The organism is Polymorphospora sp. NPDC051019 (assembly GCF_040683055.1).
GTDB lineage: Bacteria > Actinomycetota > Actinomycetes > Mycobacteriales > Micromonosporaceae > Polymorphospora > Polymorphospora lycopeni.
Genome location: NZ_JBFBCH010000007.1, coordinates 175,678 through 201,158, shown reverse-complemented (window position 1 = coordinate 201,158; position 25,481 = coordinate 175,678). Strand labels below are relative to the sequence as shown.

Annotated in this window: 24 protein-coding genes; 13 read left to right on the top strand and 11 right to left on the bottom strand. The window is 72.0% G+C overall.

Annotated elements, in window-relative coordinates; translation table 11 throughout:
• Positions 1-19: 19 nt before the first annotated feature.
• Together AB0M79_RS15725 and AB0M79_RS15720 are read left to right on the top strand one after the other, a co-directional pair.
• Entirely contained in the window at positions 20-586 is a 567-nt protein-coding gene (locus tag AB0M79_RS15725) for a DoxX family protein (RefSeq protein WP_364213295.1), read from the top strand.
• A gap of 311 nt (positions 587-897) precedes the next feature.
• Positions 898-2,352 (top strand): glycosyltransferase 87 family protein, encoded by a 1,455-nt coding sequence (locus AB0M79_RS15720; RefSeq protein ID WP_364213292.1) that lies wholly within the window; start codon positions 898-900, stop codon positions 2,350-2,352.
• 10 nt (positions 2,353-2,362) lie between these two features.
• Here the strand turns inward: AB0M79_RS15720 and AB0M79_RS15715 are convergent, their stop codons facing one another.
• From AB0M79_RS15715 to moaC, 4 genes are read right to left on the bottom strand one after another with little or no spacing between them, the layout of a single operon-like run.
• Positions 2,363-2,791 (bottom strand): molybdenum cofactor biosynthesis protein MoaE, encoded by a 429-nt coding sequence (locus tag AB0M79_RS15715; RefSeq protein ID WP_364213289.1) that lies wholly within the window; start codon positions 2,789-2,791, stop codon positions 2,363-2,365.
• Positions 2,788-4,032 carry a molybdopterin molybdotransferase MoeA gene (locus AB0M79_RS15710; protein WP_364213286.1) on the bottom strand — a complete coding sequence of 415 codons (1,245 nt, stop codon included), beginning with the start codon at positions 4,030-4,032 and terminating at the stop codon, positions 2,788-2,790. The genes AB0M79_RS15715 and AB0M79_RS15710 overlap by 4 nt, the downstream gene beginning before the upstream one ends.
• Before the next feature lie 41 nt (positions 4,033-4,073).
• Complete coding sequence (locus AB0M79_RS15705) at positions 4,074-4,553, bottom strand: MogA/MoaB family molybdenum cofactor biosynthesis protein (RefSeq protein ID WP_357535095.1); 480 nt, start codon at positions 4,551-4,553, stop codon at positions 4,074-4,076.
• Entirely contained in the window at positions 4,550-5,041 is a 492-nt protein-coding gene (gene moaC, locus AB0M79_RS15700; protein WP_364213283.1) for a cyclic pyranopterin monophosphate synthase MoaC, read from the bottom strand. Before moaC ends, AB0M79_RS15705 begins: the two co-directional genes overlap by 4 nt.
• 658 nt (positions 5,042-5,699) lie before the next feature.
• On the opposite strand from moaC, the gene AB0M79_RS15695 reads away from it, so the two are divergent.
• The 7 genes from AB0M79_RS15695 (at position 5,700) to AB0M79_RS15665 (ending at position 12,351) form a co-directional block, all read left to right on the top strand.
• On the top strand, positions 5,700-8,219 hold the full coding sequence (locus AB0M79_RS15695; protein ID WP_364213280.1) for a bifunctional diguanylate cyclase/phosphodiesterase: 2,520 nt from the start codon (positions 5,700-5,702) through the stop codon (positions 8,217-8,219).
• Positions 8,219-9,571, top strand: a complete 1,353-nt coding sequence (locus AB0M79_RS15690) for a glycosyltransferase 87 family protein (protein ID WP_364213607.1) — start codon at positions 8,219-8,221, stop codon at positions 9,569-9,571. Before AB0M79_RS15695 ends, AB0M79_RS15690 begins: the two co-directional genes overlap by 1 nt.
• The gene (gene crcB, locus AB0M79_RS15685; protein WP_364213277.1) at positions 9,571-9,957 is read left to right on the top strand and encodes a fluoride efflux transporter CrcB; all 387 of its coding nucleotides are present in this window, start codon (positions 9,571-9,573) and stop codon (positions 9,955-9,957) included. Before AB0M79_RS15690 ends, crcB begins: the two co-directional genes overlap by 1 nt.
• A complete protein-coding gene (locus AB0M79_RS15680) occupies positions 9,954-10,325 on the top strand; it encodes a CrcB family protein (RefSeq protein WP_364213604.1) in 372 nt (123 codons plus the stop codon). Before crcB ends, AB0M79_RS15680 begins: the two co-directional genes overlap by 4 nt.
• 44 nt (positions 10,326-10,369) lie before the next feature.
• Positions 10,370-11,005 carry a phosphoribosyltransferase family protein gene (locus AB0M79_RS15675; protein WP_357535104.1) on the top strand — a complete coding sequence of 212 codons (636 nt, stop codon included), beginning with the start codon at positions 10,370-10,372 and terminating at the stop codon, positions 11,003-11,005.
• Positions 11,006-11,027: 22 nt separating this feature from the next.
• A complete protein-coding gene (locus AB0M79_RS15670) occupies positions 11,028-11,474 on the top strand; it encodes a zf-TFIIB domain-containing protein (protein WP_364213274.1) in 447 nt (148 codons plus the stop codon).
• A 184-nt stretch (positions 11,475-11,658) separates the two neighbouring features.
• Positions 11,659-12,351 carry a maleylpyruvate isomerase N-terminal domain-containing protein gene (locus tag AB0M79_RS15665; protein ID WP_364213271.1) on the top strand — a complete coding sequence of 231 codons (693 nt, stop codon included), beginning with the start codon at positions 11,659-11,661 and terminating at the stop codon, positions 12,349-12,351.
• Between the two features lie 13 nt (positions 12,352-12,364).
• On the opposite strand, the gene dnaB is transcribed toward AB0M79_RS15665, so the two are convergent.
• On the bottom strand, positions 12,365-13,798 hold the full coding sequence (gene dnaB / locus AB0M79_RS15660) for a replicative DNA helicase (RefSeq protein ID WP_364213268.1): 1,434 nt from the start codon (positions 13,796-13,798) through the stop codon (positions 12,365-12,367).
• A gap of 407 nt (positions 13,799-14,205) precedes the next feature.
• Between dnaB and AB0M79_RS15655 the strand changes: the two genes are divergently transcribed.
• Together AB0M79_RS15655 and AB0M79_RS15650 are read left to right on the top strand one after the other, a co-directional pair.
• The gene (locus AB0M79_RS15655) at positions 14,206-15,729 is read left to right on the top strand and encodes a hypothetical protein (protein WP_364213265.1); all 1,524 of its coding nucleotides are present in this window, start codon (positions 14,206-14,208) and stop codon (positions 15,727-15,729) included.
• Between the two features lie 223 nt (positions 15,730-15,952).
• Positions 15,953-17,455 (top strand): von Willebrand factor type A domain-containing protein, encoded by a 1,503-nt coding sequence (locus AB0M79_RS15650; RefSeq protein ID WP_364213262.1) that lies wholly within the window; start codon positions 15,953-15,955, stop codon positions 17,453-17,455.
• A 73-nt stretch (positions 17,456-17,528) separates the two neighbouring features.
• Here AB0M79_RS15650 and rplI read toward each other — a convergent pair whose 3' ends face one another.
• From rplI to AB0M79_RS15625, 5 genes are all read right to left on the bottom strand, one after another.
• A complete protein-coding gene (gene rplI / locus AB0M79_RS15645; RefSeq protein ID WP_364213259.1) occupies positions 17,529-17,978 on the bottom strand; it encodes a 50S ribosomal protein L9 in 450 nt (149 codons plus the stop codon).
• A 14-nt stretch (positions 17,979-17,992) separates the two neighbouring features.
• Positions 17,993-18,232 carry a 30S ribosomal protein S18 gene (gene rpsR, locus AB0M79_RS15640; protein ID WP_007073789.1) on the bottom strand — a complete coding sequence of 80 codons (240 nt, stop codon included), beginning with the start codon at positions 18,230-18,232 and terminating at the stop codon, positions 17,993-17,995.
• 44 nt (positions 18,233-18,276) lie between these two features.
• The gene (locus tag AB0M79_RS15635; RefSeq protein WP_364213256.1) at positions 18,277-18,810 is read right to left on the bottom strand and encodes a single-stranded DNA-binding protein; all 534 of its coding nucleotides are present in this window, start codon (positions 18,808-18,810) and stop codon (positions 18,277-18,279) included.
• Between the two features lie 75 nt (positions 18,811-18,885).
• On the bottom strand, positions 18,886-19,176 hold the full coding sequence (rpsF, locus tag AB0M79_RS15630; protein ID WP_212825000.1) for a 30S ribosomal protein S6: 291 nt from the start codon (positions 19,174-19,176) through the stop codon (positions 18,886-18,888).
• Between the two features lie 374 nt (positions 19,177-19,550).
• Positions 19,551-20,378, bottom strand: a complete 828-nt coding sequence (locus AB0M79_RS15625) for a hypothetical protein (protein ID WP_364213253.1) — start codon at positions 20,376-20,378, stop codon at positions 19,551-19,553.
• A 194-nt stretch (positions 20,379-20,572) separates the two neighbouring features.
• Here AB0M79_RS15625 and AB0M79_RS15620 point away from each other — a divergent pair, with 194 nt between their 5' ends.
• On the top strand, positions 20,573-21,349 hold the full coding sequence (locus tag AB0M79_RS15620) for a deoxyribonuclease IV (protein ID WP_364213250.1): 777 nt from the start codon (positions 20,573-20,575) through the stop codon (positions 21,347-21,349).
• A gap of 10 nt (positions 21,350-21,359) precedes the next feature.
• Positions 21,360-23,786, top strand: coding sequence for a hypothetical protein (locus AB0M79_RS15615; RefSeq protein WP_364213247.1), 2,427 nt, complete (start codon positions 21,360-21,362; stop codon positions 23,784-23,786).
• Between the two features lie 49 nt (positions 23,787-23,835).
• Here the strand turns inward: AB0M79_RS15615 and AB0M79_RS15610 are convergent, their stop codons facing one another.
• A complete protein-coding gene (locus tag AB0M79_RS15610) occupies positions 23,836-25,359 on the bottom strand; it encodes a glycosyltransferase 87 family protein (protein ID WP_364213244.1) in 1,524 nt (507 codons plus the stop codon).
• Positions 25,360-25,481 lie beyond the last annotated feature (122 nt).

The window sequence follows — 25,481 nt, the reverse complement described above, 5'->3', positions numbered from 1 at the left end:
ACCAGGGTATGAAGGTGTCATGACTCCCGTGCGTTCCGCGGCCCGCGCCCTGCTCAGTGGGATCTTCGTCGTGAGTGGCATCCGCAACCTGGCCAAGCCCGAGCCGCTCGTCGCGAAGGCGAAGCCGGTCACCGACCGGGTCACGCCGCTGATCGAACGGGTCGATCCCCGGCTGCCCACCGATCCGCGCACCCTGGTCCGGGTCAATGCCGTGGCACAGCTCGCCGGCGGGCTGCTGCTGGCCACCGGCCGGTGCACCCGGCCGGCGGCGGCGGTGCTGGCCGCGTCGCTGGTGCCGACCACGATCGCCGGGCATCCATTCTGGAGTGTCGACGATCCGGCCGACCGCCGTAACCAGCAGACCCACTTTCTCAAGAACATCGGCCTGTTCGGCGGTCTGCTGCTGGCGGCGGTCGACACGCAGGGCCGTCCCGGTGTCGGGTGGCGGGCGCGGCGGGCCGTCGACGACGGGCTGCGCTCGGTGGACCGTGGCCGCAGGTCGGTCGGCCGGGCGGTACGTAGTGCCCGGCGGGATGCCCGGATCGCGGTGCGTTCGGCGTCGATCGGCCGCCACCTGCCCGGTTGAGGGCGGGTAGCCACGTGATCAGGTCCGGCCGGGGCCGGGCGTCGGCGTGATCAGGCCGGCCAGTACCCTACTCAAACTGAGCAATAAGGACCAATCTCGCCTCGTACACCCGGCTAGAGTCTGCCAATAGTATGAACAAGCTGTGAATCACCTGAAATAGACTCCTTGCGTTAACGAGGACGAAATGTCGCGAACCAGTGTGGGATCGGACACGGTCCCATAACGCAGGAGGTAGTGCGGTGCCTCGCCGATCTAGGCTCCGTGGTGGACCTGAACGCGAAGCACGACAACGGTACGGGGGTGGCCACGCCATGCCGGCGACCGTCGAGAGACGGACCAGCCGCCCTGCACCAGCTAACCGCCTCGCACGTGGACTCGATCGTCGGACAGTAATTCGCATCGGCATCATCGCCGGCGTCGTCTATGCCGCCTGGCTCGCCGTCGAAGCCTTCGGACGGCCGTACATCTTCTTCGACATGAAGATCTACCACGGCGCTGTGGTGTGGTGGGCAGGCGGAAACGAGCTGTACGACTTCACGGCACCCGAAACCACACTCGGGTTCACGTACCCGCCGTTCGCCGGACTCGCCATGCTGCCGATGGCGGGCCTGTCCGTGGCGGCCGCCGGCTGGATCAACCTGATCGCCAGCCTCGCCGCCCTCACGCTCGTACTCGTCGCGCTGATCGTGCCGATCGCCGACCGGCACGGCTGGTCGCGCTGGTTCGCCGTCGCCCTCGCGGTGCCGCTGGCGGTCGCCATCGAGCCCGTACGGGAGACGTTCGGCTACGGGCAGGTCAACCTGCTGCTGTTCGGGCTGATCATGGCGGATCTCGTCGCGTTGCGACGCCGCGCCCAGGCCGGGCTGCGGCCACCGGTGGCCGGTGGATTCCTGCGCCGGCTGTGGCACAGCGGCGCGTGGGCCGGTGTCGGGATCGGGCTGGCCAGCGCCATCAAGCTCACTCCGGCCCTGTTCATCGTCTACCTGATCGTCACCCGCCAGTGGCGGGCGGCGATGACCGCGATCGGCACCGCCGTCGGGGTCACGACGGCCGGCTTCGTCCTCGCCGGCCACGAGTCGGCCGCCTACTTCACCGGCGTGCTGTGGCAGACCGACCGGATCGGCAAGGCCGACATGACGCCGAACCAGTCGCTCGCCGGCCTGCTCGCCCGGCTCTACGACTCGGTCGAGACGCCGACCCTGCTGTGGCTGGCGTTCTCCCTGGTCGTGCTCGCCATCGGACTTTCCCGGGCGTCCTCGGCGCACGCCGACGGCGACGAGCTGGCCGCCTTCGCGCTGGTCGGCCTCACCGCCAACGTGATCAGCCCGATCTCGTGGACGCACCACCTGGTCTTCGTCATCCCGGCGATCATCGTCCTCGCCGACGCCGCGCTGCGCCGCCGGGCCGCGAGCCGGGGGCCGGGACGCACCGGCAGCCCGCTGCCCAACCCGCTGTTCGCGGGCAACGCGCCCGGCCTGCGTACGCCGATCTGGTTCCCGACGCTGACCGGCCTGCGCCATGGCGGCGCCGCGGTCGCCCTCTACCTGCTGATGCTGATCGCCCCGATCTGGGCGTACGAGCACCGGTTGCCGCAGGAGTCGCACTACCAGAACGGCCTCTTCGGCGCACTGATGGAGAACTCGCTCGCGCTGGCGTTGATCCTGCTGGTCGCGGCCCTGCCGTGGCGGCCCGGCGCGGAACCCGCGTTCTACACCGACTCGATGCTGCGGCTGCAGCGCCGACCCCTGGGCACCAGGCCGAACTGACCGCCGGGGCTCAGGCGCAGTTGACCCACTCGTCGGTGCCGTCGGCGAAGACCTGCCGTTTCCACACCGGCAGTCGGGCCTTGACCTCGTCGACCAGCCGGGCACAGGCGGCGAAGGCGGCCGCCCGGTGCGCCGTGCTGACCGCGGCGACGAGGGCCACGTCACCGACGGCCAGCGGTCCGATCCGGTGCGACACGGCCACCGCGTAGACGTCCGGGTCGGCGGCGATCTCCCGCGCCACCTCGGCCAGCACCGCCTCGGCGGTCGGATGCCCCTCGTACTCCAGCAGCGTGACGGCCCGCCCGTGGTCGTGGTCGCGTACGACACCCTGGAAGGACACCACCGCACCGGCCGCCCGGTCGGACACCGCCCGCTCGTGGGCCGACACGTCGAGCACGGCGGTGGTGACCTCGACGAGCAGTGTCGGCGTGGTGGTCACGGGTGTTCCCCGGCCGGCAACGGCAGCGGCACGAACGGCACCCGGTCGCCCGGCCGACCGCGCGTGCCCGGTTCGATGACGGCGAAGCCGTCGGCCCGGGCCAGCCCGCGCAGCATGGCGGACCCGACGTGGCGGACCGGGTGCGCGGTGCCGCGACGCGGATCCACCCGGACCAGCGCCAGGTGCGTGTAGTTCCCCCGCCCGGGCACCTCGTCACCGAGGACGACCGCCGGCAGCTCGGGTTCCGGCCGCCCGGTGAGACCGGCGAGCAGCGGGGCGACCAGGGAGACCAGGGCGACGACGGCCGACTGCGGGTTGCCGGGCAGGCCGGCGACGAACCGGCTGCGCCCGTCCGGCCCGGCGACCCGGGCCACCAGCATCGGAAACCCCGGCCGTACGGCGACGGTGTTGACGACGTACTCCGCGCCGAGTTCGGCCAGCGCGGGGTGGAGGTGGTCGACCGGCCCGTGCATCGTGCCGCCGGTGGTGCAGACCAGGTCGGCGTCGGCGAGCGCCTGCCGGATCGCGGCCACGTGGTCGGGCAGCGTGTCGGCGACCGGGGCGACGACCCGGGCCGGGTCGACGACGCAGCCGTACCGCCGCAGCCAGGCGGGCACGGAGGGGCCGAGTGCGTCACGTACCCGGCCGGCGCCGGGCGGGCCGGCGGTGAGCAGCTCGTCACCGAAGACGAGCAGCGCGGCGCGCGGCGCGGGCCGTACCCGCAGCGTGTCGTAACCGCATGAGGCGGCGAGGCCGGCGACCGCCGGGGTCACCGGGGTGCCGGCCGGCAGCAACCGTTCGCCGGCCGTGGCCTCCTCGCCCGGCAGCCGCCACTCCGGCTGGACGCGCGGCGTACCGGTGACCTGGCCGTCGGCGTCGCGGGCCGACTCCTCGACGCGCAGCAACGCGTCGGCGCCGGTGGGGACCATCGCTCCGGTGGCGATCTCGACGGTGGTGCCGGCGTCGGTCAACGGTGGAGGTGTGCTGCCGGCGAGCACCCGGCCGACGACCCGCCACGGCCCGTCGCCGCGTACCGCCCACCCGTCGATGCTGGAGGTCGGGAAGGCGGGCAGGTCGGTCAGTGTCGTCAGCGGCTCGGCGAGGGTGAGTCCGTCGGCGCCGGCCAGCGGCACGTCCACCGGTTCCGGCGCGGCGACGCGGCCGGCCGCGTGGACCAGCGACCTCGCCACCGGCCAACTGACCGGCGCCGCGGGTGGGCCGGGTACGGTCTGTGCGCTCACCCGGTGAGCCTATCGTCGGGCCGCTCCGCAGCCGGCCGAGGTCAGGCGGCCGGGTGGTCGCCGCCGCGCAACTGGTCGACGGTGTGGGCGAGAACCGGCCCGAGTACGGCGAGGCCGTCGCGCGCGCCGCCGGTCGAGCCGGGCAGGTTGACCACGAGGGTACGGCCGACGACGCCGGCCAGGCCACGGGAGAGTACGGCGGTCGGCACCTTCGCCCGGCTGTGGGCCCGGATCGCCTCGGCGATTCCCGGGATCTCGTAGTCGAGCAGGCGGCGGGTGACGTCGGGGGTCTGGTCGGTCGGGGTGATTCCCGTCCCGCCGCTGGTCAGCACGACGTCGACGCCGTCGGCGACCGCCCGGCGCAACTCGTCGGCCACCGGTTCGCCGTCGGGCACCACGACCGGCGCGTCCACCGCACAGCCGAGTTCACGCAGGCCCTCGACGAGCAGCGGGCCGCTGGTGTCGGTGTAGACGCCGGCCGCCGCCCGGTTGCTCGCGACGACGACGCGGGCCCGGATCACGGCCGCTCCGCCGGCCGGGTCCAGGTGCCGTTGCGGCCACCTTCTTTGCTGATGACCCGGATCGCCTCCACGGACGCCGCCGGGTCGACGGCCTTGACCATGTCGATCAGGGTCAGGCCGGCGGTGGCGACGGCGGTCAGCGCCTCCATTTCCACCCCGGTCCGGTCGGCGGTCTTCGCGGTCGCCACGATCTCGACGGTCGTCTCGTCCAGCCGCAGGTCGACGGTGACGCCGTGCAGTGCGATCGGATGACAGAGCGGGATCAGGTCGGGGGTGCGCTTGGCGCCCATGATGCCGCCGATCCGGGCGACGGCGAGGGCGTCGCCCTTGGGCAGCCCGTCGCGGCGCAACAGTTCGACGACCTGCGCGGTGGTCTGGAGGCGCCCGGCGGCGACGGCGCGCCGGACGGTCTGCTCCTTGGCGGAGACGTCGACCATCCGGGCGGCACCGGCCGGGTCGACGTGGGTGAGGTTTGCGGAGTCGGCCACGGCACGAGCCTATCGAGCGCTCTTATCGTCGGGCGCGTTGATGCCACGGCGGATGCGATCGCGGCCTCTCCGTACCCTATTCATTGGACGAGATTGATCGACAATTGTCGACGCTTGCGGAGCGTCGCAGCTTCGCTGATCTTGGTGAACGGCAGGCTTCACCAAAACGAGGTACCCAACCTGAAAGTTCACCGTTCGGTATTGCGCCCGTCACATCCCACGACGGATTACCGTCACACCCAACGTCGGATGGTTGCTGGCCGGACGGCTGATGGGGCCTCCGTACGCCACGGGCGACGCCATGGGAAGCTGCGTCCGCGGCAAACTCCGCAGGACTCCGATAAGCCCCCGAGAGGCACCGAACAAACGCACTCAGTTTCCTTATGCAAACACCGAGTAACAGAAACGGCTAGGCTTGACTAATAGTGAGCATAGCGACATTTAATGGTCGATAAAACGCGATCCACGTCTTAGGCTCCTGCCCAGCAAAGCGAACGGGAATGGCACAAAAGCCAAACCGACTAAACGTTCGACAGGCATCGGGGAACCAAAGGAGACGGACATGCGTTCGCACGAGTGGGGCTGATGTCACCCTGTCGCCCGAGGGTGACTGGACGTAGTCTTGCGGGACGCACTGGGTAGCTGGTCAGGAGCAGGTGTGACTCGTACGAATCGACGTGATGCTGGGACCGATCGGCGGCTGCTGCTGCTAGTCGGTCCCGTCGTCATTCTCGCGGTCGTCGCGACCGCGGTGTCGATCTACCGCCTGGCAACCGTCGAACCGCGGGTGAGCCTCCCGATCCTGCTCACCCTGACCCTTCTCGCCGCGGTCGGCTTCACCATCAAGGTGACGGTCCGGATCCGCAGCACCAACCACCACATCGCCTGGTCCGAAACCGCCATCCTGGTCGGCCTCGCCCTCGCCCCCGCCGAATGGGTGGTGCTCTGCGTCGGCGTCGGCATCGGCGCCTCGATGATGCTGGCCCCCAACCGGCTCCCCCTGATCAAGGCCGTCTTCGGCATCGCCAAGAACATGAGCCTGGCCGGCGCGGCCGGGCTCGCCCTGCACCTGTCCGGTTGGGACCCCGGCCGGCAGCCGATCGAGATGGTCGTCCCGCTCGCGGTCGCCTACTGCACCGCCGTCGTGCTCGACGAGCTGCTGACCCTGCCGGTCATCGCGCACGCCACCGGCAAGAGCGGCCGGGAACTCTTCCGCCAGCACCTCGGCCTGCGGGTGGCCAGCGCCGTCGCCCGGTTCCCGGTGATCGTCGGCACCCTGGCCATCCTCAGGATCGACAACTGGCTGCTGGTCGCCGTACCCCCGCTGCTGCTGAGCCTGCACCTGGCCTACTCGGCCCGGGTCCGCAGCCAGGTCGAACGCACCGCCTGGCGACAGCTCGCCCAGGCCACCGACGCGCTCAACGTCATCGACCTCGACGTCGTGCTCGCCACCGCGGTCCACCAGGCCAGCGAACTGTTCTCCGCCGACGAGGTCGACGTCGAACTGACCGACCGCGGCCGGACCGTACGCGGAAACACCGGAGAGATCGTCTACGACGGGTCGAGCGTCGACGCGCCCCCCGCCGAGGGGTGGGTCGTCCAGGAGAAGCTGGTCGGCCACGACGAAAGCCACGACCTCGGCATCGTCCGGCTCCGGTTCCGGGCCCCGGTGGAACTCAACGAGCGCGAAGAGTACACCCTGAGCACCTTCGCCTCCGCACTGTGCACAGCCGTACGCAACGCGTCGGCGTACCAGGAGCTGACCCGGGTCGCCGACGAGCACGCCGCGGCCGCCTCCCACGACGCCCTCACCGGCCTCGGCAACCGCCGGCAACTGCTCGACCACGGCACCGAACTGCTCGGCCAGCGCCACGCCGACGGGGTCACCGCACTGCTGCTGATCGACCTCAACCACTTCAAAGAGGTCAACGACACCCTCGGCCACGGCGCCGGCGACGAGGTCCTGATCCAGGTGGCCGACCGGCTGCGCAGCGCCGCCCAGGGCGACGACCTCGTCGTACGGCTCGGCGGCGACGAGTTCGCCGTGCTCTTCCAGGGCCTGTCCGCCCCGGCGGTCGCCACCCACCGGGCCGAACGCCTGCTCGCCGCACTGCAGGAGCCGCTCGACATCGACGGCATGCGACTGCGGGTCGAGGCCAGCGGAGGCATCGCGGTCGCCCCGCCCAGCGGCGGAATGCCTGAGTTGCTACGCCGCGCCGACGTCGCCATGTACCAGGCCAAACGCTCCGGAGGGCAGCAGCGGATCGCCACCTACGCGCCAGCCAGTGACACCGCCGACGTCGTACGGCTGTCCCTCGGCGGCGACCTGCCCCGGGCCGTGGCCGAACACGAGTTCTGCGTCGACTTCCAGCCGATCGTCGACCTCGGTACCGGAGCCGTGGTCGCCGCCGAGGCGCTGGCCCGCTGGCACCACCCCGACCGCGGCGACATCGACCCGATCCGGTTCCTGGAGACCATCGAACGATCCGGGCTGCTGGCGACGTTCGCCGACACCGTGCTCGACGAGGCGCTGACCGCCGCCGAGTCCTGGCGGGCGGCCGGATTCGACCTGCCGGTGGCGGTCAACGTCGCCCCGCGGAGCCTGCTCGACCCGCAGTTCCCCGACCGGGTCGCCAACCGCCTGCGGGCCCACGACCTCCCCCCGGACCGGCTCTTCCTCGAACTCACCGAGACGCTGACGGTCAGCCAACTGGAGGTCGTCGACCAGGTCCTCGAACGCCTGCGGACCGAAGGCGTACGCCTCGCCCTCGACGACTTCGGCAGCGGCTCGTCCTCGCTGTCGGTGCTGTCCCGCATCGCCGTACACGAGCTGAAGATCGACCGGGCGTTCGTGGTGGCGATGGACACCTCCGCCGAGGCGCTGGCCGTCATCCGGTCCACCGTCGACCTCGGCCGCAGCCTCGGACTCTCGGTGGTCGCCGAAGGGGTCGAGAGCGAGCCGCAACGCCACGCGCTGTGGGAACTGGGCTGCGCCGCCGGGCAGGGGCACCTCTTCGCCCGCCCGATGCCGGCCACCCGGATGCTGGCCACCCTGCGCCGCAGCGCCGGCCAGTTCGCCCCGCCCCTGCACGACGAGGGTGCCGTCGTCCACCTGAAGTCCGGGCGGCGGCCGGGTGGGCGGGGCCGCTCCGACCGTCTGCCACACTTGCCCGCGTGATTCCCACCGAGCCAGGCCACGCCGTACGCCGCCGGTGGTCGTCGATCGACCGGGCCGCCGGCGGACTCGCCGCCGACCTCGGCCTCTACACGCTCTCCGCGATCTTCGCCGCCGTCACCGCGGCCACCTCCACCCTGCTGCCACACCGGGCCTGGGGTGCGGTGGCAGCCGTCGGCTACGCCGCCGCCGCGCTCGTCGTCGTCGGCCAACTTGTCGCCCGGCGAACCCGGCCCGGAGCGTCGATCGCCGGCACCGCCGCCCGCGCCGCCGTCACGGCCCTGGCCTTCGTCGCGACCGCCCTGCTGCCGATGGTGCTCCAGGCCATCCAGCGGGCCGGCGGCCGGACCGACCGGGCGCAGGAAGAGGTCGTGGTCGTCGAACACGGCGGCGCCCGCCTGCTCGACCACGGCACCCCCTACCTCGGCACCGACGCCATCGCCGCGCTGCCACCCGGCGAGCAGCTCCTCGGCTACCTGCCCTACCAGCCGGGGATGGCCCTCTTCGGGCTGCCCCGGGCACTGGCCGGCGACGGCTGGTGGACCGACGCGCGGATCTGGTTCGCGGTCGCGACCGTCGTCGCCCTGGCGCTGGCCGCCGGCACCGTCCGTGGCACCGGCGCCCGGCTGACCGCCGACCGGACCGCCGACCGCGACGCGGCCCTGGTCCGGGCGGTGCAGCTCGCCACCGTACTGCCGGTCTGCGCGCTGACGATGGCCACCGGCGGCGACGACCTCCCCGTACTCGCGCTCTGCCTGCTGGCCCTCGCCCTGTGCGCGGCCGCCCGGCCCGGGGCGGCCGGCGTCGCGGTCGGACTCGCCGCCGCCCTCAAGCTCTTCGCCTGGCCGGTAGCGCTCGTACTGCTGCTGCACGCGGCGACCCACGGCCGGCGCCGGCTGGGCCGGATGGCCGCCGGCGCGGTCGGCCTGCCGGCGCTGGCCCTGCTGCCCGCCGTCCTGGTCGACCCGGCCGCCTTCGTCGACAACGTCATCCGGTTCCCGCTCGGCGACGCACTGGTGACCAGCCCCGCCCAGTCGCCGTTCCCCGGCTACCTGATCGCGTCGGCGCTGCCCGGTGGCCGCTGGATCGCGGCGGCGCTGCTGGTCGCGGCCGGCCTGGCGATCGCCGTCCACCTCGCCCGCCGCCCGCCGCGCGGCGCCGCGACCACCGCGCTGATCTGCGGGTACGGCCTCCTCGCCGCCATCCTGCTGATGCCGTCCACCCGGTTCGGCTACCTGCTCTACCCGGTGGCGTTCCTGGCCTGGGCCCCCGCCCTGCGCCACGCCGAAGCCGAACCCGGCACCGCCGTCCCGGCCGGCACCGGCGACTCCCCGGCCCTGGAGACGGCGGGCTGATGCGGGCCGGCCCGCTGGTGGTGGTCGCGGCCGGCGGCGCGCTCGGGTCGGCCGCCCGCTACGGCCTGGCCGAAGCCTGGCCCGGCCCCGCCACCGGCTTCCCGTGGGCGACCCTGGTCACCAACCTGATCGGCTGCGCACTGCTCGGCGCGCTGATGCGGGTCGTCACCACCAAGACCGACGCCCACCCGCTCGTCCGGCCGTTCCTCGGCACCGGGGTGCTCGGCGGGTTCACCACCTTCTCGACGTACGCGGTCGAAGCCCGTGACCTGGTCGCCGGCGGACACCTCGGACCGGCCGCCGGCTACGTGCTCGGCACCCTGGCCGGGGCGCTGCTCGCCGTACGCCTCGGGATCTGGGCGGCGGCCCGGTGGGGGCAGCCGTGACCCTGCTGCTCGTCCTGGCCGGCGGTGCCCTCGGCGCCGTCTGCCGGTTCCTCGTCGGACAGGCGGTGACCGGCCGGCTGCCGTGGGGCACCTTCGGGGTCAACGTGGTCGGCTCGGCGCTGCTCGGGCTCGTCGCCGGTGCCGGCAGCGCCCTGCCCGGCTGGATCGGCCCACTGGTCGGCACCGGATTCTGCGGGGCATTGACCACATACTCCGCGTTCGCGTACGAGACGGTTGACCTGGCCAGCACCCGGCACTCCCGGCTCCGCGCGGTCGGCTACGTCGCCGGCACCCTGCTGGTCGGTCTCGCCGCCGCCGTCGTCGGCTGGGTCGCCGGTGCCCGGTTCCTCGACGGCACGCCAATCTGAGGCGTTTCCCGGCCGCCCGCGACCGGGCCGCGTAGACCTGAGGAATGGGAAAGGTCTACCGCGACCGGGCGGTGGCGGGTGCGGAACTCGCCGACCACCTGGCAAGTCTCGCCGATCAGCCCGATGTCACCGTCCTTGGCCTGGTACGCGGCGGAGTACCGGTCGCCGCCGTGGTGGCCGAACGGCTGCACGCCCCGCTGGACGTACTGGTGATCCGCAAGCTGGGCGTACCGTGGGCGCCCGAGTTCGCATTCGGCGCGATCGGCCCCGGCGGCGTACGGGTCGTCGACGAACGCACCGCGAGCGGGCTCGACCCCGCCGACATCGACGAGGTGACCCGCCGGGAATCCGCCGAACTCGAACGCCGCGAGCGGCACTACCGGGGCGGCCGCCCGCCGCTCGACCTCACCGGCCGGACCGCCGTCATCGTCGACGACGGGCTCGCCACCGGCGCCAGCGCCCGCGCGGCGGCCGAGGTCGCCCGCCGGCTCGGCGCCCGGCGGATCGTGCTCGCCGTACCGGTCGGCGCGGTCGACGCGACGGACCGGGTGAAGGCTGTCGTGGACGAGCTGGTCTGCCCGGTCTGCACCCCCGAGTTCGGGGCGGTGTCGATGTTCTACGCCGACTTCCACGAGGTTTCCGACGCGGAAGTGACAGCCCTGCTGAACCCGTCCGGGTGACGCCGACCGGTAACGTCGACGTATGCAGATGACCTGTCCGAAGTGCCGGGGCGACATGCGCCAGTACGAGCGCAGCGGCGTCACCATCGACCAGTGCGGCGAGTGTCGCGGCATCTTCCTCGACCGGGGTGAGTTGGAACGGCTCTTCGAGGCCGAGGCCAACTGGAACCGGCAGCACCCGCCCACGCCGCCCGGCCAGCCGCCGGCGTACGCCCCGCCGCCGCCCGGCGCACCGGGATACGCCCCGCCGCCCCCGCCCGGCGCACCGCCCGGATACGCACCGCCCCCGCCGCCCGGTGGTGGATACCAGCCGCCACCGCCTCCCGGCTACCGGCAGGCCGCGCACGTGCCACCGCCCCCGCCGGCCGGGCACGGCTACCCGCCGCCCCACGGTGGCGGCCACTACGGCTACCACGGGCACTACCGGCAGAAGCGCCAGAAGAGCTTCCTCAACGAACTGTTCGACTGACACCGCGCCGGACACCCGGCACCGGCCCGGCTCCGCGACGTGCGGACCGGGTCGGTGCCGGCCGGCAAGCTGACGGCCCCGACCGCGGCGCCGGGTGGCCGGCCGGGGTCCGGCGGATGAAAGTTGGCCGATGGAACCGGGTCGCGGGAAGCATTCCGGCGGACCCGCGTGCCAGGCTGGTGCGATGACGGCGGCCTCTCCGCGCGACGCACCCGCGGCCCTCGACGCCGCATACGCCGGCATCACCGACGTGGTCGGCGGGATCGACGACGTCGACCTGCTGCTTCCCACCCGGTGCCGCGGCCTGCTGGTGGCCGACCTGCTGGTGCATCTGCTGGCCGACGCCCGCCGGGCCCTGCTCGCGTTCGCCAACCCGGTCGACGGCCCGGCCGACACCGACGCGGTGAGCTACTGGCGCCGGTACGCCACCACCAGAACCAACGAAGATCTGGTCTGGGACGTGTGGCGGCACCGGCGGGCGACCGCCGCCTTCGAACGCCCCGACGACATCGCGGACGCGTGGGTGGAGACCTCGACCGCCGTGGTGGGGGCGGCCCGCGCCGCGCCGTACGGCGCCTTCGTCGCCTCGCAGGGCCGGGTGCTGTCCGTACCCGACTTCGTGGCGACCCTGGTCACCGAGGCTGCCGTGCACCATCTCGATCTGATCGTGGAGCTGCCGTCGGCGCCTCCGCCCGCCCCGGCCGCGTACGGGCCGGCGGTCGCCACCCTCGACGGCCTGCTCGGCGACGACGCGGTGCGGCCCGCCCGCTGGAGCCCGGCCGAATACCTGCTGAAGGCGACCGGCCGGGTCGCCCTCGACGACCGGGACCGCTCCGACCTGGGGCCGGCGGCGATCTGGTTCCCGCTGCTCGGCTGAGCGGCGGTACGCCTCAGTTGATGGCCATGTCGACGAAACGCGACAGGTGCAACTGGGCGGCGACGGTGATCGTGTCGGTGGGACCGTTACGGTGCTTGGCCACGATGAAGTCGGCCTCGCCCGCGCGCGGCGACTCCTTGTCGTAGTAGTCGTCGCGGTGCAGCAGGATGACCACGTCGGCGTCCTGCTCGATGGAGCCTGATTCACGCAGGTCGGACAGTTGTGGACGCTTGTCGGTGCGCTGCTCCGGCCCACGGTTCAGCTGGCTGACCGCGATGACCGGGCACTCGACCTCCTTGGCGAGCAGCTTCAGACCACGGGACAGCTCGGCGACCTCCTGCTGACGGCTCTCGGTCCGCTTCGGCGAACTCATCAGCTGGAGATAGTCGACGACGATCATCTTGAGGTCGTGCCGCTGCTTGAGCCGCCGGGCCTTGGCCCGGATCTCCATCAGGTTCATGTTCGGGGTGTCGTCGACGAACAGCGGCGCCTCGCTGATCTCGCCCATCCGGCGGGCCAGCTTGCTCCAGTCGTCGTCGGAGAGCTGACCGGAGCGCAGGACGTGCAGCGGCACCCGGGCCTCGGCCGAGAGCAGCCGCATGACGATCTCGACCTTGCTCATTTCCAGGGAGAAGATGGCGCTGGCACAGTTGGCTCTTACGGCCGCATTTCGGGCAAAGTCCATGGATGCCGTCGACTTGCCCAGGCCGGGCCGGCCGGCGACGATGATCAACTGTCCGGGGTGCAGGCCGTTGAGCAGTCGGTCGAGGTCACTGAACCCGGTCGGCACGCCGGTCATCACGCCGCCCTGCGCGCCGACCGCCTCGATCTCGTCGAGGGTGGGCTGGAGCATGTCGGCGAGCACCGCGAAGTCTTCGCTGACCCGCTTCTCGGTGACGTCGTAGATGGCCTGCTGGGCCAGGTCGACGATGTCGTCGACGTCGCGCCCGCCGCCACCACCGGAACCGTAGCCGAGTTGCACGATCCGGGTGCCGGCCTCGACCAGCCGGCGCAGCACCGCGCGCTCGGCGACGATGCGGGCGTAGTAGGAGGAGTTGGCGGCGGTGGGGACGCTCGCGATCAGCGTGTGCAGGTAGGGCGCGCCGCCGATCCGGCCGATGTCGCCGGAGTCGACCAGGGCGGCGGTGACCGTGACCAGGTCGGCCGGCTCGCCCCGGCCGTAGAGGTCGAGGATGGCGTCGAAGATGGTGGCGTGCACCGGGCGGTAGAAGTCGTTCGTCTTGAGGATCTCGACGACGTCGGCGACCGCGTCCTTGGAAAGCAGCATCCCGCCGAGGACGCACTGCTCGGCGGCGATGTCCTGTGGAGGCGTCTTGTCGAACTGGCCGGGTGGCGGCCCGCCCTGCCCGCCTGGTCCGCCCGGCCCGCCCTTGGGGGGTCCCGACGGTCTCGCCTCTGCCGCGCGCACGTCGTCGTCGATCGACATGTCACCCCTCCATCCGATCGGGCGACCCACCCCAGCAAAGCGCCTGGGTAAGACAGTTTCTGCCGGCCACGTCCCGTCGCGTGACCGGGGTGGAGTCACATCCGCGAAGCAGGGCCGAACGGTCACCATACGAATCCCGGGTTGGTTGGCCAAACCGGCCGGTGGACAAGCCTTGGGACAACCTGTGGACAGAAAGCCTCCAGGCTGTGCGCTTGGCTGTGCACAACCTGTGGATAACTCACGAGTAGGTGGAGTCACCTGGCCTTGACCTGTGGTTACTGAATCCACATGCTGTGGATAACGAAAATCCGCCAGGTTGGCACATCGGTGCCGGGCGATCGCGGGCTCCGACGGTTGTGTCTGGATGGCCGATTGCGCCCCGATCTGAGAGAGGTCAGGCTCCGGCCGTGGACTACCGGGACCGGCGGCACGACGGACGGCCCGACCATGCCTGGGCCGGCCCCGACGACCAGGCGGTCGGCCACCCCGGCGACGACCGCTCCCGGCTGCCCGCGACCGGAACCGACCGCTCACCGCTGCCCGGTCCGGTGCCCCGCCAGGGCGGCCGGCACCACCGCGCCGAGGAACGGGACGACACCGACGAGCGTCCGGCCGACCGGCACGGCGCCGGCCCGACCTGGCAGCAGACCGAGACCACGACGAGTTGGCAACGCGTCACGCAGACCCGGGACTGGCGTGAGACGACCAGCACCTACGACTGGTCGATGACCGCCGACGACGGCTACGGCGGAAACTGGCGGCACGACGAGCCGGTGTCCCGCGGCCGGCGACGCCGCGAACGGGTCGACTGGTCCACGTCGACCGAGACCGGTGAGTGGAGCCGTCACGACCACACCGGGCAGTTCGACCGGGTGACCGGCGCCGGCGGCGATCCGGCCGGCCGCAGCGACCGGTGGGGTGCCGGTGGGTACCCCCACCCGCCCACCCCCGCCCCCGACGACACGTCCGGCTGGTCGATGTCCGCCGGCCGGTCCCGCGGATCGGCGGAGGCCGGGCCGGGCGAGACGCCGTACGGCGACGAGGGCCGGCGGCACGGGCCGGAACGTGGCAGGCACGGGCAGCCGGCGAACGGGCGGGAACGCACCGCCGAGACCGGGCAGTGGAGCAGCTACACCGACACCGGCCAGTGGGACCGGATGACCGACACCGGCAGCTGGGCGCCGCGGTCCGACGGCGAGCCGCCGTACGGGTCGGGGGCCGGCCGGTCGGAGCCGTCCGACCGTTACGGGTCGGCGCCGGACCGGGCCGACACCGACGGCCGGAGCCGCCGCGCCCGGCACAACCGCGACGACGAGTTCTGGGCCGGCACGAGACTGGCCGAAGACGACCCGCGCTGGGTCGAGACGCCGCCCACCGCGCCGCGCTCGCCGGCGGTCAGCTTCCCTGGCCCGGGGCGGTCCGACGAGATTCCGCCCGACGGGTCACACCCGGCCAGCACCATCCCGTCCCAGCCCCGCACCCGGCGGGCTGCCACAGCCGGGGCACCCGGCCGGGCCACGGCCACCCGTACGGCGCCCACCCGCCGCCCGGCCACCCGCGACGACGGTCTGCTCGACCCCGATCCGGGCGGTGCCGTCGCCTCGGTGCTCTACACGGCGGCGTGGTACGCCGTACCGCTGCTGTTCTTGTTCGTCTGGATGCTGACCCTCGACTCCACCGCGCCGGCCGGGTGTGTGACCGACGCGGCCGGCGGTGGCTGCGGGTCGCCGCGGGCGAACGCGGTCAATTCGATGCTCGACGGCGCCCCCCGGTTCGGGGCGGCCCTGGCGACCAGTCTGGCGGTCGCCGTCCTGTTGCGCTGGGCGAGCGGTACGTGGCGGGCGGTCAGCGTCGGTCTCGCCGCGGCCGTCGTCGGGGGTGGCCTGTCCACGGTGCTGCTGAGCGCCATCACCGGCGAGCCGCTCGGCTGAGCGTCACTGCCGCAACCACCGGTAGGTCTCGGGTTCCGTACGACCCGGTCACAGCGGGGCACGGTCGGATATCGGCTCGGACTCGACCGGAGCCGGCCCCGACACCGGATGGTCTGAATGGCATCAGAAGATCCGGCGGCGCCGGGCGGGAGACGCCGGTGCCGGCGCCCGCCCCGGGCCGGGCCGGATCTCGTCGGCCGAACCTTCCCGTAGGAGGACACCGATGGCCCGTTTCCGTCGCCCGTCGAGAGCCGCCGTGCTGGTCGTCGCGCTGTCGGCGGTGCTCGCCGGCAGCGCCTGCACCGCCGAGCGGTCCGCGTCGGACACCGCCGCCCACCGCAACACGCCGACCCAGCCGGATCGGCGTACGGAGCACAGCCCGATCCCGTTCACCGGCGGCGAGACTCGGACCGACGAGGATCCACAGTCGACGTTCGGGGTGGATGTCGACACCGCGTCGTACGGCTACGCCCGACGACTGATCAACGACGGCCGGCTGCCCGACGGGGCGGATATCCGTCCCGAGGAGTTCGTCAACGCCTTCGACCAGGAGTACCCCGAACCGGCCGGCGACGGGTTCGCGATCCACGTCGACGGGGCCCGGCTGCCCGATCGACATCGGCCCGAGCCGGCCGGCGACGTACGACTGCTCCGGGTCGGTCTGCAGACCCGGGGCGAGGATCCGGCGACCCGGCCGGACGCGGCGCTGACCTTCGTCGTCGACGTGTCCGGGTCGATGCGCGAGCCGGGCCGGCTGGACCTGGTCCAGGACGCCCTGCACACCCTGGTCGACCAGTTGCGGGACACCGACTCGGTGGCGATCGTGGCGTTCAGCCGGGAGGCACGGACCATCCGGAAGATGACCCGTGCCGGCGACGCGGACGCGCTGCACGACGCGATCGACTCGCTGAAGACCCAGAACAGCACCAACCTGGAGGCCGGGCTGGAGCTGGGCTACCGGGTGGCCCGGGACGGCTTCCGCGAGGGCGCCAGCAACCGGGTGATCCTGCTTTCCGACGGGCTGGCCAACGTCGGCAACGACACCGCGGAACCGATCCTGGCCCGGGTACACGAGGAGGCCGCCAAGCAGATCGCACTGCTCGGGGTCGGCGTGGGCAGCGACTACGGGGACAGCCTGATGGAGCAGCTCGCCGACCGGGGCGACGGTTTCGTGGTGTACGTCAGCGAGCCGGAGCAGGCACGCGAGGTCTTCGTCCGGCGGCTGCCGGCCACCCTGGCGGTACGCGCGCTCGACGCCAAGGTGCAGGTGACGTTCGACCCGGCGGCGGTCCGGGCGTACCGGCTGATCGGCTACGCCAACCGGGCGATCGCCGACGAGGACTTCCGGGACGATCGGGTCGACGGTGGCGAGGTGGGTCCGGGGCACAGCGTGACCGCGCTGTACGCGGTGCGGGTGAACGACCGGGTGCCGGCCGGTGCCCGGGTGGCCACGGTCGACGTACGGTGGCTGGATCCGCAGGACCGGTCGGCGTCGGAGACGTCGTCGGGGGTGACCGCGGGTGCGCTGACCGGCGAATTCGAGGCGGCGCCCGCGCGACTGCGGGTCTGCTACGCCGCCGGGTACTTCGCGGAGGCGCTGCGCGGTGGGTCGGAGGCGACGTACGCCGACCTCGCCACGGTGGCCGATCGGGCGGCGGGGGAGACCGAGGACCGGCAGGTGGACGATCTGGCCAAGGTCATCCGGCGCGCGGGCACCCTGGACTGAGCCGCCGCGCCGGTCACGACAGCAAAGAAATGGGGGTCCACCGGCGCCGGTGGACCCCCATTTTCGTGTTGCCTTACTTGGCCCGCACCACGTTCAGGCTGAACTTGGCGGTGACCTCCGGGTGCAGCTTGACGCTGACCGGGTAGGCGCCGACCGACTTGATGCTGCCGGGCAGTTCCAGCCGGCGGCGGTCGAGGGTCGGGCCGCCGGCGGCCTTGACCGCGTTGACGATCTCAGCCGCGGTGACCGAGCCGAAGAGGCGGCCGCCGTCGCCCGCGCGGGCGGTGAGGCTGACCTTGAGGCCCTCGAGCTGGCCCTTGACCTCGTTGGCGTGGCCGAGGTCGCGGATCTCACGGGCCGAACGGGCCCGCTGGATCACGGTGACCTGCTTCTCCGCGCCCTTGCTCCACGGGATCGCGAAGCCCTGCGGGAGCAGGTAGTTGCGGCCGTAGCCGCCCTTGACCTCGACGATGTCGCCCGGGGTGCCGAGACCGGACACCTCCTGAGTCAGGATGATCTTCATTTCGGTGCCCCCTCTCAGCGCGCCGTGGCGGTGTACGGCAGGAGCGCCATCTCACGGGCGTTCTTCACCGCACGGGCGATCTGGCGCTGCTGCTGGGAGGTGACCCCGGTCACCCGCCGAGCGCGGATCTTGCCGCGGTCGGAGATGAACTTGCGCAGCAGCGCGGTGTCCTTGTAGTCGATGTAGGTGATCCCGTCCTTGTCGAGCGGGTTCACCTTCTTCTTCGGCTTGCGCAGTGCCGCAGCCTTCGCCATTGCTCTTGCTCCTGGTTTGCGGTCCCGGCCGCTGGGGGCCGGCATCAGAACGGGGGCTCGTCGTCGAAGTTTCCGCCACCGCCCGAACCGGAACCGGAGGAGGCGGGCGCGGCCGTGGCCCACGGGTCGTCGAAGTTGCCTCCGCCGCCACCCTGGCCACCACCACCGGAGGCACCGAAGCCACCACCGCCGGAGCGGGACATCTTCTGCACCTTCGCCGTGGCGTAGCGCAGCGACGGACCGATCTCGTCGACCTCGAGCTCGATGACGGTGCGCTTCTCACCCTCGCGGGTCTCGTACGACCGCTGCCGCAGCCGTCCCGAGACGATCACGCGGGCGCCCCGCTGCAGCGACTCGGCGACGTGCTCCGCCGCCTGGCGCCACACCGTGCAGGCGAGGAACAACGCCTCGCCGTCCTTCCACTCGCCGGAAGCCTTGTCCATGAACCGGGGCGTCGAAGCGACCCGGAACTTTGCGACCGCCGCACCCGACGGGGTGAAACGCAACTCGGGGTCATCGGTCAGGTTGCCGATGACCGTGATCGTGGTGTCTCCTGCCATGACCATCTCCTCGCGCACTCATCTTCGTCCGCGCACAGGCTCGCAGAGCCGTACGACAGTGATGAGGCTGATCCGGGCGGGCCGGGGTACGCGTCAGCGCGTCTCCGGCCGAATGACCTTGGTGCGCAGCACCGACTCGTTGAGTCGGAGCTGACGGTCCAGCTCGGCAACGGCCGCAGGCGTGGCCTGCAGGTCGATGACGGCGTAGATGCCCTCGGCCTTCTTGTTGATCTCGAACGAGAGGCGCCGGCGGCCCCAGACGTCGAGCTTCTCCACCGAGCCACCCGCAGTGCGGATCACGTTGAGATACGTGTCGAGCGACGGGGCGACGGTGCGCTCCTCGAGACTCGAGTCGAGGATCACCATGATTTCGTAATGACGCAAGACTTACTCACCTCCTATGGGCTGGCGGTCACGGTCCTTCCGTGACAGGAGGTCGTGCGTCGTCGCCGGCCGGACGGTGGGGGAACCCACGAGCGGACGGACAACCCCACGAGAGTACCGGGTGCACCGCGTCGGGACATGGCCACCCCCGGTGACCCGCCGGTACGGCGGGGCCGTTCGGTCGCGGGTACGGCGAGGGCTCCTCCGTTCACCGGAGGAGCCCTCGCCGTTCTCGTGGCCGCGGGGCGCGCTATCCGCATTCTTTGGGTGGGACCTGGGGAGGAACGACCACACCGACGAGGTTGGATAGGAGGCGCCCCGCGGAGCCTTTATGTCGCGCCGTGTCAGGAGCTGCCGGCGCCAGATATGTAGCACTAAGCCGGAGCAGTCCGGCTTGTTCGTTGAGCAATAATAGCCCGAATTGCACCTGCGGATACGCCAACGACGCAAACCGTCGCGACAAGTGCCAGAAGGCCGATCGGACCGGTGTCCCGAATCGGTTCGACCGACGCCATCGGCTCGGCCGCGGCGTCGTCACCGGGATCCGCCGGCGGCAGATCGAGCCCTGCGGCCGGCACCGGGCCGCCGCTGGCCGGCCCCTCCGAGCCCGGCGTGGACGTCGGAGCCGTCGACGGGGTGACCGAGACGCCCGCCGACGGTGTGGCAGCCGCCCGCGGGGCCACGGTCGACCGCGGCGTCTCCTCCACCGGCCGGGTGGGCGACGGACGCCCAGGTGTCGGCGTGGTCGGCTGCGCCGTCGGCCGGCCGGGAGCGGACTGCGGCGGTGGGACCGCCGCCGCGACCTCGACGCGTACGGCCGACTCCTCCGACAGCACGCAGACGGGCTTGAGGGCCAACTTGACCGGACCGCGCCGGAAAAGCACGTCGGCGGTCGCACCGGCCGCGACCTCGCCCTGTGCCGAGCCGTCGAGCAGCAGCCGGGCGCGACGCCCGGTGTTGTTGACCACCCGCAGGGTGCTCTCCGCCGGCACCGTCACCGAACCGACGTCCGGCTTGGCGCCGCAGGCGACACCGAGGAGCCCGTCACCGCTGAACACCACCGTCTGGCCGCTCTCCTGCACCGGTGCGCCGGGCGCCGGGCCCGGTTCGGCGTACGCCGGACCACCGAACAGCAGCGGCGCACCGAGAAACAGGGCGCCGACCGCGACGGCGGCACGACCATGTCGGGACAACAGCGACATCCACCATCTCCCAATGTCGATCTTCGGGTCGGGGTTGGGATCGGCGGCCCCCGGCCCGTTGGTCATTGCAGGTAACGACGGGCCGGCACGGCGGGTGACGCGCACGACGCGGGCGATTCGCGAGCCACGGCCCACCCCGGCCGGCCCGGCCCGGCGGCAGGTACCCGTCGCACCGGCGACGTAGGCTCGCCTCCATGCGTATCGGAGCCCATGTCGACCCAGGCGACCCGCTCGCCGAAGCGGCCGCCCGCAAGGCCGAGGTCGTGCAGTTCTTCCTCGCCGACCCCAAGGGCTGGAAAGCACCGGAGGCCCGCGCCGACGCCGACGCGTTACGCACCGCGCAGGTCGAGCTCTACGTCCACGCCCCGTACGTCGTCAACGTCGCCACGACCAACAACCGGATCCGGATCCCCAGCCGCAAGCTGCTGCTCAGCCACGCCACGGCGGCGGCCACCGTCGGCGCCAAAGGGCTGATCGTCCACGGCGGTCATGTCGGCAAGGGCGACGACGTCGCGGTCGGCTTCGACAACTGGCGCAAGACCTTCGCGTTCGCCGCCGAGTCCGGTGGCTTCGCCACCCCGATCCTGATCGAGAACACCGCCGGGGGCGACAACGCGTGTGCCCGCCGGTTCGACGCGCTCGCCCGGCTGTGGGACGTCATTGGGTCGTACGACGTCGGGTTCTGCCTCGACACCTGCCACGCGCACGCGGGCGGCGAGGCGCTGCTCGACGTCGTCGACCGGGTCAAGGCCATCACCGGCCGGATCGACCTGGTGCACGCCAACAACTCCCGGGACGCCTTCGACTCCGGCGCGGATCGACACGACAACCTGGCACAGGGGATGATCGACCCCGAGTTGCTGGTCGCGGTGGTCCGCGCCGCCGGCGCACCGGTCGTCGTCGAGACCCCGGGCGGGGTCGACGGACAGGGCAAGGACATCGCATTCCTGCGCGACCGCGTCACCGCCTAGGGGAATCCGTATGAGCACCGAGCAGCCGAAGGTCTCCGACCGGGGCACGGACACCGGCCCGGCCGGGGCGACGAAAACCGGCGAACCGGTCGCCGAGCCGCCGCCCGTCGCTCCGGAGGCCGCCGCGTCGGAGCCCGCGAAGCCCACGACCGAACCGGCCGTGGACCGGCCGGCGAAGCCCGGCACGGCGGCTGGCACGTCCGGCTCGACGGTCGACGCCCCGGCGAAGGCCGACGACGCGGCTGCCAAGGCCGACAGCGGGACCGCGGCCCCCAAGGACGACCCGGCAAAGGGCGACGGGGACACGGCGAAGGAAACGGCCAAGGAAACGGCCAAGGACAACCCGGCCAAGGACCGTGCGAAGCCCGTCCCCGTGGCCGCGCCCGGCGACCCGTTCAAGCCCAGCGAACGGGCCCGGCTCGCGGCGGAGGCCAAGGAGGCGGCACGGGCGAGGCGCGCCGCGAAGGCGAAGGCGAAGGCTGACGCCAAGGCGGCTGCCAAGGACAAGGCGGGCACGCAGACCAAGCCCGATGCCAAGGGCCAAGCGGGTGCGGAGGTCAAGCCCGGCGCCAAGGATCCGGCGGCCGCCAAGACGGACCCGAAGGCGGCCGCCCCGGCGGCCACGATGACCGTCGTGAAGAAGGTCAGCCTGGTCAAGCCCGGTGACCGCTGGTCGGCGTTCGCACCGGCACCGCTCACCGTGCCCGGCCGCATCCGTCGGGTCGTCCACGCCATCGGACGCGGGCTGATCCACGAGTGGACCCTCGCCGCCGTCGGCGCGGTCGTGCTGGCCGTGCTGATGACCTGGCCGACGCTGCGCTACCCACAGCACACGATCCCCCAGGACATCTGGGACCCGACCCTCCAGGCGTGGCAGATGGCCTGGTCCGGGCACATCCTGTTGACCGACCCCAGCCAACTCTGGCACTCCAACTCGTTCTTCCCGGAACGCTGGTCCTTCGCCTTCTCCGACACCCTGCTCGGCTACGCGCCGGCCGGCATGATCGGCGACGGCCCGGTCGCCGCTCTCGTCCGCTACAACATCATCTTCGTGCTGGTCCACGCACTGGCGTTCTTCGGCGCGTACGTGCTGGCCCGGCAGCTCGGGGCCGGCAAGACCGGGTCCGCGGTCGCCGGTGCCGCGTACGCGTACGCGCCGTGGCTGCTCTCCCAGGCCGGCCACCTGCACGTGCTGTCCAACGGTGGCATCCCGCTCGCGCTCGCGATGCTGGCCCGTGGCCACGGCTGGTCGCTGAAGCACGGCTACCGCCCGGAGCGGCGGCACGCCGGCTGGGCGCTCGCCGGGTGGTTCGTCGCCGCCTGGCAGATCAGCCTCGGGTTCGGGATCGGCCTGCCGTTCGTGTACGTGCTGGCGCTCATCGTCGTCGTCACAGCCGTGATCTGGCTGGTCCAGCGGTTCCGGTCCACCGGCCCGAAGCGGCCGTTCGGCATCAAGCTGCTGCTCGCCGACCTGTTCGGCGGTGCGGCGTTCGCCGCGACCGGGCTGGCGCTGTCCATCGCCTACTTCAAGGTCGCCGAACTCCACCCGTCCGCCCGGCGGTCGGTCGGTGACCTGGAACTCTTCTCGCCGCCGGTCGGCGGCTTCTTCACCGCGCCGCCCGAGTCGCGGATCTGGGGCGAACTGCACGCCGGCGCCCGCGAGGCACTGCCGTGGAACGCCGAGATGACGCTGCTTTCCGGCTTCGTGCTCTACGCGCTGGCCGCCGCCGGACTGGTCTTCTCCATCTGGACGGTGCGTCAGCGGCTCTTCCTGCTCGCCGCGGTGCTGGTCAGCGCCATCCTCTCGATGGGCACCCAGTTCTTCGGCGGGACGTTCACCTACGTCGCGCTGTTCGAGACGTTGCCCGGCTGGGACGGTCTGCGGACCCCCGGCCGGCTGGCGATCTGGACCACGCTGTTGCTCGCCATCCTGGCCGCCGGATCGGTCAGCGCCCTCGTGGTCCGGGCGAAGGAAACCGCGGCCGAGCGGGTGCCGGCCCGCCCGGGGCCGTGGCTTCGGCTGGCGACCCTGCTGCCTCTCGTGCTGGTCCTGGTCGAGGGGCTGAATGTCACCCCGCATCCGATCGTGCCGGCCCAGCCGGCGGCGTTCCGCCAGGTCGACGGGCCGATGCTGGTGCTGCCCAGCAACCAGGGCGTCGACCAGCACGTGATGCTCTGGTCGACCAGCCGGTTCCAGCCGGTCGTCAACGGCGGCAGCGGCTTCACCCCGCGCCGGCTCACCGAGATCCGCGAGGCGACCGCCAGCTTCCCCGACCAGGCGAGCGTCACCTACCTGCGGGACATCGGGGTACGCACGGTGGTGCTGCTGCGCGACCGGGTGGCCGGGACGCCGTGGCAGACCACCATCGACCTGCCGGTCGACTCGCTCGGCATCCAGCGCGAAGACGTCGGCGAGGTTGTCGTCTTCCGGCTCTGACCCAGCGTGGCGGTCGCCGTCGACCGGCGACCGCCACGGGTGGAACGCGCTACTGGGTGCCGGCCACCGACGCCGGTACGGGCAGCGGGGCCGGATCACCTCGTCGGCGACGTAGCCACTCGGCGTCGGGTGCGCCGTCGAACACCCCGCCGTCGGGATCGTCGTCGTACGTCCGCCGGACCCGGTCGTCCTCGGGCTTGAGGATCTCGCGGATCACGAGCACGCACAGGACGACGACGGTGACCAGGCGCAGTGACGCGGCGAGGACGAACACGCCCTCCGGGAAGACCTGCTTGCCCCCTGCGCCGAGCAGTTCGCCGTAGAAGGCGACGAAGTAGCCGACCTCCGCGAGTTGCCAGGCGAGGAACGCACCCCACTTCGGCCGGGCGAGCACGATCAGCGGAAGCAGCCACAGGTTGAACTGCTGCGACCAGACCTTGCTGGTGATCAGGAAGGCGGCGACGACCAGGAAGGTCAGCGCGGCCAGCCGGGGCCGCCGGGGCGCGAGCAGCCCGAGCGCCCCGATCCCCAGGCACGCCAGGAAGAACAGGGCGTATGACACGTTGTTGAGGGTCGGGATGTTGTCGCTCAGCCACTGGAAGGGTCCCTGGTCGCCGGGTGACCCGCTGTTCCACTTCCCGTCGAGGTAACGCCCGATGTACCACAGCGTGCCCCAGTCGATCGGGCGCTCGGTGTTCAGCTCGAAGAAGCGGTTCCAGCTCTCCCGGTAGGAAAGCGCCACCGGCAGGTTGAGCAACACGATCGTCACCAGGGTCGATCCGGCGGTGACGAGCACCTGTCTGAACCGGCCGGTGCGCAACGCGAGCACGAGCAGCGGGCCGAGGACGAACAGCGGCCACATCTTCGCCGCCGCCGCGATACCGAGCAGGATTCCGGCGGCCAGGGGTCGCTGTTTCGCCCAGGCGTACAGGCCGAAGGCGGCGAACCCGATGACCAGGAAGTCCCAGTTGACGGTCGCGGTGACCAGCAGCGCGGGGGACAGGGCGAACAACGCCGCGTCCCAGGGCCTGCGGCGACGCAACGACAGGATCACCGCGACGGTGGCGACGGCGAGGACGCAGAGCACCAGGGCGTTGAGGTTGTAGAACCACATCGCCTGGTTGATCTCGGGACGGTCGCTGCCGAGTTCGTGCACCGGCAGCCCGAGGATCCCCATGAAGTAGCCGGTGACCACCGGGTATTCGACCGGGTGGTCCCGGTAGGGAACCTTGCCCTCGTTGAGGCCCTCGGCGTAGTAGAGCGCGAGCACGTCGGTGTAGCAGAACCGGGTGTACTGGACGTTGTTCTGCCAGGCACCGTCCTGGCAGGGCGACTTCTGCACCCAGTGCAGCGCCAGCGTCAGGCAGACCAGGGCGAGCACGATCCGGCTCGCGGTCCAGAACCCGCCGGACCACCGGCCGCCCGGCGCGTCCTGGCGGACGGCGTGCTCGCCGAGCGGACCGCCGATCGCCTGGGACAGCCCCTTGACGAAGCCGTCCGACCTGGACGGATGATCGATCTTCTCCGCCCCGTCGTCCGGTTCGTCGGTACGCGGCTCCGACTGCACGGTCATGACGCCGGCCGATTGATTCGCTCGCTCATGACTGGGAATCCTGCCCCACCGGAGGCCTGTTCGTCCCGCCTGTCCCGGGGAAAGTTCCCCGAAAACGGCGCCGGCGGCCGGGCAGAGGCCCG